Here is a 12,134-nt window from a genome sequence, read left to right on the forward strand (position 1 = left end):
CCGACTATAGGCCGTTAGCGCTCTCAAGGTGAGAGGCGAGCCCCGCTTCCTTCAGGCCGAGGTAGATCTTGTCCCTGGCGATGGGCAGCTCGGCGAACCGCACCCCCGTGGCATTCCGGATGGCATTGGCGAGCGCCGGCGCCACCGGGTTGAACGGGCTTTCGCTCATAGACTTCGCCCCCAGCGGGCCCAGTTTGTCGCTGGTCTCCGCGAAGTAAACTTCGCTGCGGGGCACGTCCGCGAACGTGGGGATGTGGTACTGCCGGAGGATGTCCGTGGTGACCTTTCCGCCGTCGTCCACCTTCACTTCCTCGTACAGCGCGGCGCCGAGGGCCTGCGCGATCCCGCCTTCGATCTGCCCGCGGCACTGCCGGGGGTTGACCACCACGCCGGCGTCGGCGGCCTGGACGCTCTGCAGGATCTTCAATTCGCCGGTGCCCGTATTAACCGCCACGCGGAAACCCTGGACATTGAACGCCACCGAGCGCGGCGTCCCGCCCCAGTGCCCCTCGGTGGCGAGTTCGACGCCGGCGGCTTCGGCGGCCTCGAAGATTTCGGTCAGGGGAACCCGGGTTCCTTCGCACACCACGGCGTCCTCCTCCAGCACGCAGCCGGAGGACTGGACCTGGCGGATCCCGGCAGCGAACGCCCGGATCCGGACCGCGAGCTCCTCGGCCGCGGCCAGTGTGGCCTTGCCAGCCACCACGGTTCCGGCCGAGCCGAACGCCCCGGTGTCGTGCTGCACCAGGTCCGTGTCCGACTGCCGCACCGTGATGCGTCCCGCCGTCGTGGACAGCGCGGTGGCCGCGAGCTGCGCGTGGACGGTGGTGGTGCCGTTGCCGAATTCGGCGGTCCCGACGTCGGCAGCGTACGTTCCGTCCGGAAGGAGCCGGAGCTTTGAGTGGGCAAAGTGGCCGCGCGGCGGGACGGTGTCGATCATGGACAGCGCGGTCCCCTCCCCCGTGACCCAGTCCGGGCCCAGGTCATCCAGACCGGCGGCACGGTACCGTTCCAACCCGCGTGCCAGGGCATCCTGCACCAGCCGCGTGCACTGGTCCAGCCCATAGCTGCCGTAGTGCACGTCATCCTCGGGCTCGGAATGGGTGGAGAGCATGTCGTCGCCCTCCAGGACCATGTTGCGGCGGCGGAACTCGAGCGGATCCATCCCGATCCCGGTGGCGAGCTCGTCGATCCCGGACTCGATGGCGAAGATCATCTGGCTGAGGCCGTAGCCGCGGAACGCGCCGGACGGAACCGTGTTGGTGTACACGGCGTGGGCATCGACTTTCTTGTTGGCGCACTTGTATACGCCCAGGGATTCGCCGCAACCGTGGAACATCACGCCCGGGGCATGGTTGCCGTACGCGCCGGTGTTGGTAAGCACCTCCAGCTGCAGCGCGGTGACCCGGCCGTCCCTGCTGGCACCGGCCTTGAGGTGGATGGTGAAGGGGTGCCGGGTGGTGGAAGCCGTGAACTGCTCGGTCCGGGTGAATTCGAGCTGCACCGGCCGCTTCAGCTTCATCGCCGCCAGGGCCACGACGTCCTCCGTGAGCACCTCCTGCTTGCCGCCGAAACCGCCGCCAACGCGGCCGGCCACCACGCGGATCTGTTCTTCCGGCATATCAAAGACCCGGGACAGGGTGCGCCGGACCAGGAAGGGGACCTGGCTGGAGGTGCGGACCTGCAGCCGGCCTTCCCCGTCCACGGATGCGATCGCGGCGTGGGTTTCCAGTGCGGTGTGCTGGACGCGCTGGGTCCGGTACGTCTGTTCGTGGATGAAATCGGCCTCGGCGAACCCGGCTGCCACGCTGCCGAGTTCCGAATGCAGCTCTGCCACGACGTTCTGCTCGGGCCGGCTGATGCGGGCCGTGGCGGCGTCCTTTTCCCCGTGGATCGCGGGGGCACCGGGGCGCATCGCGTGCTCGGGGGTGAAGACGGCGTCGAGCAGCTGGTATTCCACGGCGAGGGCGCGCACGCCGGCTTCCGCGGCCGCCACGGAATCGGCGACGACGGCGGCCACCTTCTGTCCGATGAACCGCACCACGTCGTCCAGGACACGGGTATCGTCCGGATCGTCGGTGTAAAGCTCGTGTTGGGCGGTCGAGAAGGGCTGGGCCGGGGCGTCCTCGTGGGTGAAGACGGCCACCACGCCCGGAACCTGGAGGGCAGCGCTTGAGTCGACGGAGATTACCCGCGCGTGGGCGTGCGGTGACCGCAGGAGCTTTAGGTGCAGCAGCCCTTGCAGCTCCTCTGCGGGAACGTCCAGGGTGTAGCGGGCTTTCCCGGTGACCACCGCAAGGCTGGCGGGGGCGGGAACGTCGTCTCCGAGCTGGCCCGGCTTGGGCTCGGGCTGGCCTTCACCGGCGATGCCCGAACCCGGGCCCTTGGGGTCCGGGTGCCCTTCGTGGCCGCACACGGCATCCTCGATGGCCCGGTAGCCGGTGCAGCGGCACAGGTTTCCCTTGAGGTTCCGGGGCAGGTTCTCTTTCTGCTCCTCGTCGAACGTGGCCGCCGTCATCACCATGCCGGCGGTGCAGAATCCGCACTGGAATCCCTGGCGGTCCAGGAACTGCTGTTGCATCGGGTGGAGGGCGCCTGAGCCGGTCCCTGCCGTTTCGGTATCAGTCCCGGCGGAACTGCCGCAGGTGCGGGCGAGCCCCTCGATGGTGGTGACGGCGCGCCCTTCGGCCCGCACGGCCGGGTAGATGCAGCTGTGCACGGGAGTGCCGTCCACGTGCACGGTGCAGGCGCCGCAATCGCCGCCGTCGCAGCCCTTCTTGACGCCGAAGTTGCCCTGTTCGCGCAGGAAGGTGCGCAGGCACTGGCCGGGACGTGGCTCCGCCGCGGACTGGACGCCGTTGATTTCGATGCCGCGGGTGGTGTGGTTGGCCATGCTCAGGCCCCTTCCTGCTGAGGCGACGCCTGCGATGTAACTGTGCTCTGTGGTGAACCGTGCTGTGGCGATTTTCGCTGCGGCGGCCAGAAGTCCCCGGACACCCGGGCAGGCGGAACCCCTGCCGGAGATGCGAGTTCTGCCCTGATTTCCTCCGCGAGCCGGTAGGTCATGTCCTTCCGCCAGGCGGGCAGGCCGTGGATGTCATCGTGGTAGAGCTCCGCCGGAATGGCGGCGTCGAGCGCTTCTATGAGCGCGGCCGCGGAGATCGCGGCAGTGGCCGGAAAGCGCAGCTGCACGGGGCGTTTGGTGGCCGCGGTGACGGTCAGGACCAGGGTGCCGTCGGCGTCGAGCCTTCCGATCAGCAGCACCCCCGAACGTCCCAGGTTGCTCAGCGACAGCCGGCGGAAAGCCACCCGGGCGGCAAGGGCCGACGCCGGGAGGTGGACTTTGCGGAGGAGCTCGCCGGGTGCCAGGCAGTTGCGCCCGTCCCCCGTGACGAAATCCGCCACCGGGACGGTCCGGCTGGTGCCGTCCGCCCCGAGAACCGTGGCCACCCCGTCGAGGGCGGCGCACAGGGAGGTCATGGGCCCGGCGGGTAGCGAGGTGCAGAGATTTCCGCCCACGGTGGACATGTTCCACACTTTGAAGGAGGCCACGAAGGAGTCGCAGCAGGGACGGACGAGGTCCAGGGCGGGCCAGGCAGTGTCCCGGTCCGCCGCGGCGGACCCGGGCAGGGCGTACAGCTCCGCCACGGTGCAGGTGGCCGCGAGCTCGATGCCCGCATCCGTCACCGTGACGGCGGGCCAGCCGGCGGAGCCGAGGTCCAGCAGCCGCCGGAGCGGTTCCTTGCCGAAGGCAAGGCTCCCGTAGGAGAAGAGCACCGTTCCGCCGGCGAGCCAGGCATCGCCGTCGCGCCATTCGGCCGGGTCTTCGGTGCGGACCACGGCCTCGATGGTGTTCATGTCCATGGGGTCTCCTGGTGTTGCGGGGTGTTGACGTTGTCAATGCGGCCGGTTCTGTGGATGGGGCCGGTTCCGTGGATGGGGCCCGCGCCGTCTTTCAGCGACGCCGCCCGCACCGAGGCACCAGCGGAGCGGCTGCGGCTGGCCACGAGTTCGGCAGTGATGGACACGGCCACTTCGGCAGGCGTCACGGCGCCGAGGTCCAGCCCGATGGGCGAATGCAGCCGGGACAGGTCCTCGGGGTCCACCCCTGCGGCAAGGAGCGCATCGACGCGCTGCCGGTGGCTGCGCCGCGATCCCATGGCGCCCACAAAGGCGAGGTCAAGCCGCAGCGCGGTGTGCAGCAGCGGGATGTCGAACTTGGGATCGTGGGTCAGGACGCACACCACGGTCCGCGCGTCGATCCGCCCTGCCGCTGCTTCCTCGGCGAGGTAGCGGTGCGGCCAGGCCGTGACCACCTGGTCCGCCGCGGCGAACCGTGACTGGCCGGCGAAGGCCGGCCGGGCGTCGCAGAGGGTCACGTGGTAGCCCAGCAGCTGGGCGGCGGGCAGCAGTGCGGCCCCGAAGTCGTTGGCGCCGAAGATCAGCAGGCGGGCCGGGGGCAGCCGGCTCTCCACGAGCAGGGTGACGGGCTCCGGGCCGGTGGCCGGACCGGTTGGGGCGTTATGTGGCACGGCTGTGCCGGAAAGGCAGCCCTCCGGCGGGGCGAGCCGGACCAGCCCTGTCCGGCCGCCGCGCAGCAGGGGTTCCAGCTGGGCGGCGGCCGCCAGCATCAGGCGCCGGGCCTCGGGTGCTGCCGGCCCGGGGAGGCCCAGCAGCGCCGCGAGTTCCGGGGAACGCTCCGCCTGGAAACCTGCCGGGTCCGGAATCACGACGGCGCCGCCCCCGTGGGCGTCCACCCGGCGGATCAGCGCGAGTGCGCTGCCGCCCCCCTGACCGGCAAGGACCCGCAGGTTATCCAACCGGAGCCCGCCGGCCGCCGTGCCCAGGGGTTCGATATGGATCTCCAGCTCTCCCCCGCAGGTGAGCCCGACGGCGAACGCGTCCTCCGCGCTGTAGCCGAAGAACTCGCGGCGCGTGCCGCCGTCGTGCATTGCCGCCAGCGCCGCCTCCACGACGGCGCCCTCAACGCAGCCGCCGGACAGGCTGCCCAGGACGTCGCCGGCTTCGGACACCAGCATGGAGGTGCCCAGCGGCCTCGGCACGGATCCGCCGGCCCCCACCACGGTGGCCAGTGCGCAGCGCTGGCCGGTGGCGGCGGGCTGCCATTCCTTCAGTGAAGGCATCAGATCCAACATTGCTGCACTCCCTTTTCCTGTGCGGCGATGGTGTCCATATTCTCGTTCCTATCGTGCGCCGGGGGAAGCACCGGCGGTTTGGTGGACCGGGGCCGGCCCCATCTGCCTGCCCCGGTCCGGTCTAAAGGGTCCCTACGCGCCCAGCAGGGCGTTGATGGGACCGCGGGCGAAGTAGATCAGGAAGCCTGCCGTGACCACCCACATCAGCGGATGCACCTTCCGGATCTTGCCGGAGCAGGCACTGATAACCGCCCAGGAGATGAAGCCCACGCCGATGCCGTTGGCGATCGAGTAGCTCAGCGGCATGGTGACGATGGTCAGGAAGGCGGGCAGTGCCACGGAGAACTTGCTGAACTTGATCTCGCGGATCTGGGCCATCATCATGGCGCCGACAACCACCAGCGCTGCGGCGGCCACTTCCAGCGGCACCACGGAGGTGAGCGGGGTCAGGAACATCGAGCCCAGGAACAGCGCGCCGGTGACCACGGAGGCCAGACCGGTGCGGGCGCCTTCCCCGATGCCCGCGGCCGAGTCGATGTACACCGTGTTGGACGAACCTGACGTGGCACCGCCCGCCACGGCTCCCAGGCCTTCGACGATGAAGGCGGACTTCAGCCGCGGGAACGTACCGTCCTTGTGCGCCACGCCGGCGCTCCTGGCCAGGCCTGTCATGGTGCCCATGGCGTCAAAGAAGTTGGTGAACACCAGCGTGAACACCAGCATGGTCGCCGCGAGCCCGCCGATCCGGCCGAAGGCGCCGAAGAGGTCGAACTGTCCCACCAGGGACAGGTCCGGGGCGGACACCAGCTGGCCGGAGAGGACAGGGGTGTTCAGGTGCCAGCCGCCGGGGTTGCTCGCGCTGCCGGGGCCGATCTGCATGACTGCCTCGACCACCGCGGCGAGCACGGTGGTGGCCACGATGCCGATCAGCAGGCCGCCCTGCACCTTGCGGGCCACAAGGATGCCCATGACCAGCAGGCCCACGACGAACACCAGGGTGGGAACCGAGGTGATGGAACCGTTGTCGCCCAGCTGGACCGGAGGCCCCGCGGTCGTGGCCCGGACGAAGCCCGAATCCACGAACCCGATGAAGGCGATGAACAGGCCGATGCCCACCGTGATGGCAGCCTTCAGTTCCTTGGGCACGGCCCGGAAGATGGCTGTCCGGGCGCCGGTGACGCCGAAGAGGACGATCAGGATTCCGTTGATGACCACCAGGCCCATGGCCTCGGCCCAGGTAACCTCCTGGATCACGGCCACGGCCAGGAAGGAGTTGATCCCCAGGCCGGCCGCGAGCCCGAAGGGCAGGTTGGCGATCAGGCCGAACAGGATGGTCATGACGCCGGCGGTGAGGCCGGTGACGGCGCCCACCTGCGCTGCGGACAGCCAGCCCCCGGCAACATCGGTGGGGGCATTGTCCGCGCTGAAGCCGCCCAGGATCAACGGGTTCAGGATGACGATGTAGGCCATGGTGAAGAACGTGACCAGGCCGCCGCGAACCTCGCGGGCCACAGTTGAACCGCGCTTGGTGATTTCGAAGAAGCGGTCCAGGAAAGCATTGGCTGGCTGCGGGCGCTTGGGTGCGGCCGGTTGCTGCCGCTCGTCGGAGGTAGTGTCCAGGATTGTCATCTCAGCCACCGGCCCTAGTAATCAATCCTGGAGTCGAGCGTGTTCCAGGTGGTGAACGGTTCGAGGACCGGAGGAGCCTCGGGGTCCTCGAGTTCGAGCCTGGCCACCGGCATCAGCGCATCGCGCTGCTCGTTTTCGAAGTACTCGTAGAACACGGCGTCGTCGAAACCCACGGAGGCGGCGTCGTGCCGGTCCGCTGCGAACACCACCCGGTCCACCCTGGCCCACAGTGCGGAGGCCAGGCACATGGGGCAGGGCTCGCAGCTGGTGTAGAGGGTGGCTCCGGAGAGGTCGAACGTGCCGAGTTCGCTGCACGCGCGGCGGATGGCCGTGACTTCGGCGTGGGCAGTGGGGTCGTTCGTGGCGGTGACGCGATTGACGCCGTCGAACGCTTGTCCGTCTGCGGTGACAATGACGGCTCCGAACGGGCCGCCGCTGTTGAGGACGTTGGCAGTGGCCAACTCGATGGACCTGGCCAGGAATTCCTGGGCCGTGACGGTGGTACTCATGATGCGACTCCCTTTGCTGGGAAGCCGGTACGCCGAGGTGGAACGAAAAAGGCCAGATGCGACGGTTACCAGGCTTCAGCATGTGCTTTTGAAGGTTAAGTTGCGCCTGGTAGATAGCTTCCCCGGTGTCCGGGGGCCCGCCTTTGGCAGAATCGAGACTAGCACCGGAACGTGAGCTGCGCCATAGGTTTTCGGAAAGTTAATTTCGTGATGTGAAATTTGCGTTTCCGGCCTGTCACAACGCGTCGGCACAGTTTCCGGCGTTGACGGGGCGATTCCCGCCGCCTTACGCTGATGCCCAACCGGTGCCACGCGCGCCGGACGCCTGGATCAGCAGACAGGCCCTTCACTGAGCTGGAACCACATCCGCACCCTCAGGCAGGAGCCAGCCCCATGACCACGCATCCCTCCGCTTCCCGGCTCTGGATCCGGAATCCACTCGCAGCCTTCACCGCCAACCGTCTTGATGCCTCCGGCGGCATCGTGGTGGCCGGCGGCATCATCACGGAAGTCCTGGCCGCCGGCCAGTTGCCTTCCGCCCCCTGCGAGGAAACATTCGACGCCGGCAGCCACGTGCTGCTGCCCGGCCTGATCAACACCCACCACCACTTCTACCAAACACTCACGCGCGCCTGGGGGCCGGTGGCCAACGCCCCGCTGTTCCCCTGGCTGCAGAACCTGTACCCGGTCTGGGCCCGGCTCACACCCCGCGACCTGGAACTGGCCACCACGGTTGCCCTCGCGGAACTGCTGCTCTCCGGCTGCACCACGGCCGCGGACCACCACTACCTGTTCCCGGACGGCATGGAGGACGCCATCGACATCGAGGTCCGGGCGGTGCGGGAGCTCGGCATGCGGGCCACGCTCACCCGCGGCTCCATGACGCTCGGAGAGGACGACGGCGGCCTGCCGCCGCAGTCCACCGTCCAGCAGCCGGAGGTGATCCTGGCGGACAGCGAACGGCTCATCCGCGAGTATCACGAACGCGGCGACGGCGCCGTCATCCAGATTGCCCTGGCCCCGTGCTCGCCGTTTTCCGTGACCAAGGAGATCATGGCCGAAAGCGCCGCGCTGGCCGAGCGGCATGACGTCCGGCTGCACACGCACCTGGCTGAAACGCTGGACGAGGAAAACTTCTGCCGGAAGATGTTCGGCCTGCGGACGGTGGATTACCTGGAGAGCGTGGGCTGGCTCGGCAACCGGACCTGGCTGGGCCACGGCATCCACTTCAGCGATGCCGAGATCGCCGCGCTGGGAGCCGCGGGCACCGCCGTCGCGCATTGCCCCACCTCCAACATGCGGCTGGCCTCGGGCACCGCCCGGGTACTCGAACTGGAGGACGCCGGAGTGCCCGTGGGGCTGGGAGTTGACGGGTCGGCGTCGAACGATGCCTCGAACATGATCCTGGAGGCACGGCAGGCACTGTACCTGCAGCGGCTTCGCTACGGGGCGCAGGTCCCGGTGGAGCGGGCGCTGGGCTGGGCGACACGGGGGTCGGCAGCGGTGCTGGGCCGCTCCGACCTGGGCCAGCTGGCACCCGGGATGCAGGCGGACCTGGCGTTGTTCCGGCTCGACGAGCTGCGCTTCTCCGGCAGCCACGACCCCCTCACCGCGCTGCTGCTGTGCGGAGCGGACCGGGCCGACCGGGTCATGGTGGGCGGGCAGTGGCGCGTGGTGGACGGGCAGATTCCGGGCCTGGATGTTGCCGGGCTGATCGCGGAACACTCGGCCGCGGCCCGGAAGCTGGTGAGCGGGTAGGTTCCCGCGGGCCGTGGCGGGCCGCCGCGGGCCATGTGGCCTGGGCGGGCCGCCGCGGGCCATGCGGCCTGCCGCGCAACGGGTCTGGCTGCGGTATCCGATCGTTGCTAGCGTGTCGAAATGAGCCATTCAAAGACCCCGGCGGAGATCCTCAACATTGCCGGCAGCGACGTCCGCATCTCGAGTCCGGACAAGGTGGTGTTCCCCGGGCCCGGGCTGACGAAGCTCGACCTGGTGCGCTACTACCTCGCCGTCGCGGATGGTGCGCTTCGCGGCGCAGGCGGCCGTCCGATGGTGCTCAAGCGCTTCCCGAAAGGCATCGATGCTGAACCGTTCTTTCAAAAGCGCGTGCCCGAAAACCACCCCGACTTCATTGACACGACGACCCTTCACTACGCGTCCGGGACATCTGCCGAAGAGGCTGTTATCCGGAATGCTGCCGGCCTTGCGTGGGTAGTGAACCTTGGATGCCTCGACCTCAACCCGCATCCTGTGCGCGCCGAGGACCTTGAGCACCCCGACGAGCTCAGGGTGGACCTCGATCCGATGCCGGGGGTCGGCTGGCCCCAGATCGTCGACGCCGCATATGTAGCACGGGAGGTCCTCGCCGACGCGGGACTCGTGGGGTGGCCGAAGACGAGCGGCTCGCGGGGACTCCACATTCTGGTGCGCATCGCCCCGCAGTGGTCGTACCGCGACGTACGGCTCGCCGCCGAGACCCTCGCCCGCGAGGTGGAGAACCGCGCGCCCGGCCTTGCCACCGCGCGGTGGTGGAAGGAGGAACGCGGCGAGAGTGTGTTCGTCGACTTCAACCAGAACGCCAAAGACCGCACCGTGGCATCCGCGTACTCGATCCGGCCGCTGCCCGATGCCCGGGTCTCGACGCCGCTCACCTGGGACGAGGTCCGCTCCACCCGGCCGGAACAGTTCACGGTGCCCACCGTGCTCGAGCGCTTCGCGGACCTGGGCGACCCGCATGCCGGCATCGACGCCGCGGTGGGCAGCCTCGACGGGCTCCTCGCTTTGGCTGCCGAGCTCGGCCCCGCCGAAAAGCCGCCGCGCGGCGGCGACGGCTCAGGCCGCCGGCAATCAGTGATGCCGCTGATCGAGGTGGCCCGCACCCGGACCAAACCCGAGGCCCTCGCGGCGCTCGACGAGTGGAAGGCCCGGCACGCGGACGTTGTCCCGGCCCTGCACCCGGCCGACGTGCTCGTCGACGGAATGCGCGGATCGAGCTCGCTCTGGTACAGGGTGCGGGTGAACCTGCAGCACGTCCCCGAAGCGGAGCGCCCGCAGCAGGAGGAGCTCATCGCCGATTACGACCCCTGGGCCGGCAAGGAATGGCCGGGACGCGCGGGGGCCTGACGCTGGCGACGCGCAAAAGGCCCGGCGACGCGCAAAGCGCCCGGCGACACGCAAAGCGCCCGGCGACACGCAAAGCGCCCGGCGACACGCAAAGCGCCCGGCGACACGTAAAAGGCCTGGCGACGCGTAAAAGGCCTGGCGACACCCGGATTCGGGTGTCGCCAGGCCTTTTGGGCGTCGTCAGCGAAGAAGCGTGTCGTCAGCCTCGTTGCGAACGTTGGCCGCCGAAGCCCGGCAGGCCGTGGACCCAGCGCGAGAAGCGGCCCGGGACGTGCTCCCGGTCTGCAGGCAGGTAGAAGTCCGGATCCGTTCCGCCTCCGAGGGGGAGGTAGAACTCCTGGACTGAAGGTGCCGCCGTCGGTGCCGGTGCAACCGGCGTTGTGTCCTGCTGGTACATCTGATCCTCCTCCAAGGTGGTTTGGTTAAGCTCTCAACTTCCACAAAATGGAAAATAACTTTTGCTATGTGAAATAGCGTAGAGCGCTGCCCGGTATTCGTCAATGGTCCGGGAGGCCGCCGGTCACAATTTGATTTTTCAGCTAGTGATGTACACCACGGCGATGCTCGGCTACGCTTTAAGTCAACTCGTGGCGTAGGTCACGTAACCTGGGAGCAGCAGGCAGGGTCGTAATGAGCTGGCGTCATTGGATGCCGGCTCTTTTTTGTTGGGTCGGCTCCACCAGAAACGCGTGTGTAACACGCGCTTAATTTCAATGATGGAACCTAGGTTCCACATCACGGAAGTTGGGAACAGACCATGAGCAGCAAAATCATCCTCGGCCAGAACCAGTACGGCAAGGCCGAAGTCCGGGTCGTCAAGATCACCAGGGACACCGACCGCCACGAGATCGAAGACCTGAACGTCACCTCGCAGCTCCGCGGGGACTTCGCCGCCGCACACCTTGAGGGCGACAACAGCCACGTTGTGGCCACGGACACGCAGAAGAACACCATCTACGCGTTTGCCCGTGAAGGCGTCGGCTCACCCGAGGCCTTCCTCCTGCGGCTGGGCGAGCACTTCACCTCCAGCTTCGACTGGGTCACCGGCGGCCGCTGGGAAGCCGAGTCCTACAGCTGGGACCGGATCCAGGCCCACGGTGCCGAGCACGACCACTCCTTCGTGCGCAACGGCCAGGAAGTCCGCACTGCGGTGCTGGTCCGCGACGGCGCGGCCACTCACCTGATCTCCGGCCTGAAGGACCTCACCGTCCTCAAGTCCACCCAGTCCGGCTTCGTCGGCTACCCGCGGGACAAGTACACCACCCTGCCGGAGACCACCGACCGCATCCTGGCCACGGACGTTTCGGCCCGCTGGCGCTTCAACGCCAACACGGACTTCAGCGCACTCGACTTCAACAAGAGCTACGAGGACGTCAAGAGCCTGCTGCTGGAGGGCTTCACCGAAAATTACTCCCACGCCCTGCAGCAGACCTTGTTCGACATGGGCGCCAAGGTCCTGGAAGCGCACAGCGAGATCGACGAGATCAAGTTCTCGATGCCCAACAAGCACCACTTCCTGGTGGACCTCTCCCCGTTCGGCCTCGACAACCCCAACGAGGTCTTCTTCGCCGCAGACCGTCCCTACGGCCTGATCGAGGCCACGGTCCAGCGCGAGGACGCCACCCCGGCGGATATCGCCTGGTCCGGCATCGCCGGCTTCTGCTAAACCGCTCTTAGCGCCCGCCCGCTCCGGCGGCTCGGAGTTTTTGTCCAGATA

General features: G+C 68.2%; 9 protein-coding genes. 3 read left to right on the plus strand and 6 right to left on the minus strand.

Annotated elements, in window-relative coordinates:
• Window positions 1-4 precede the first annotated feature (4 nt).
• From ACSQ12_RS17770 to ACSQ12_RS17790, 5 genes are all read right to left on the minus strand, one after another.
• Window positions 5-2,893, minus strand: coding sequence for a molybdopterin-dependent oxidoreductase (locus ACSQ12_RS17770; protein ID WP_436066294.1), 2,889 nt, complete (start codon window positions 2,891-2,893; stop codon window positions 5-7).
• Between the two features lie 2 nt (window positions 2,894-2,895).
• Window positions 2,896-3,864: an FAD binding domain-containing protein gene (locus ACSQ12_RS17775; RefSeq protein ID WP_436066295.1), complete on the minus strand. Its 969-nt coding sequence runs from the start codon at window positions 3,862-3,864 to the stop codon at window positions 2,896-2,898.
• Window positions 3,855-5,156, minus strand: a complete 1,302-nt coding sequence (locus tag ACSQ12_RS17780; protein ID WP_436066296.1) for an XdhC family protein — start codon at window positions 5,154-5,156, stop codon at window positions 3,855-3,857. Before ACSQ12_RS17780 ends, ACSQ12_RS17775 begins: the two co-directional genes overlap by 10 nt.
• 132 nt (window positions 5,157-5,288) lie before the next feature.
• The gene (locus ACSQ12_RS17785; protein ID WP_436067025.1) at window positions 5,289-6,785 is read right to left on the minus strand and encodes an NCS2 family permease; all 1,497 of its coding nucleotides are present in this window, start codon (window positions 6,783-6,785) and stop codon (window positions 5,289-5,291) included.
• Between the two features lie 14 nt (window positions 6,786-6,799).
• The gene (locus ACSQ12_RS17790) at window positions 6,800-7,294 is read right to left on the minus strand and encodes a nucleoside deaminase (RefSeq protein ID WP_436066297.1); all 495 of its coding nucleotides are present in this window, start codon (window positions 7,292-7,294) and stop codon (window positions 6,800-6,802) included.
• Between the two features lie 393 nt (window positions 7,295-7,687).
• On the opposite strand from ACSQ12_RS17790, the gene ACSQ12_RS17795 reads away from it, so the two are divergent.
• Together ACSQ12_RS17795 and ligD are read left to right on the plus strand one after the other, a co-directional pair.
• Entirely contained in the window at window positions 7,688-9,052 is a 1,365-nt protein-coding gene (locus ACSQ12_RS17795) for an 8-oxoguanine deaminase (RefSeq protein WP_436066298.1), read from the plus strand.
• A 120-nt stretch (window positions 9,053-9,172) separates the two neighbouring features.
• On the plus strand, window positions 9,173-10,417 hold the full coding sequence (ligD, locus tag ACSQ12_RS17800; RefSeq protein WP_436066299.1) for a non-homologous end-joining DNA ligase: 1,245 nt from the start codon (window positions 9,173-9,175) through the stop codon (window positions 10,415-10,417).
• Between the two features lie 199 nt (window positions 10,418-10,616).
• Here ligD and ACSQ12_RS17805 read toward each other — a convergent pair whose 3' ends face one another.
• The gene (locus ACSQ12_RS17805) at window positions 10,617-10,814 is read right to left on the minus strand and encodes a hypothetical protein (protein ID WP_436066300.1); all 198 of its coding nucleotides are present in this window, start codon (window positions 10,812-10,814) and stop codon (window positions 10,617-10,619) included.
• 360 nt (window positions 10,815-11,174) lie between these two features.
• Here ACSQ12_RS17805 and pucL point away from each other — a divergent pair, with 360 nt between their 5' ends.
• Window positions 11,175-12,083: a factor-independent urate hydroxylase gene (pucL, locus tag ACSQ12_RS17810; protein ID WP_436066301.1), complete on the plus strand. Its 909-nt coding sequence runs from the start codon at window positions 11,175-11,177 to the stop codon at window positions 12,081-12,083.
• Window positions 12,084-12,134: the final 51 nt, after the last annotated feature.

The organism is Arthrobacter sp. LjRoot14 (genome assembly GCF_964253905.1).
Classification (GTDB): Bacteria; Actinomycetota; Actinomycetes; order Actinomycetales; family Micrococcaceae; genus Arthrobacter.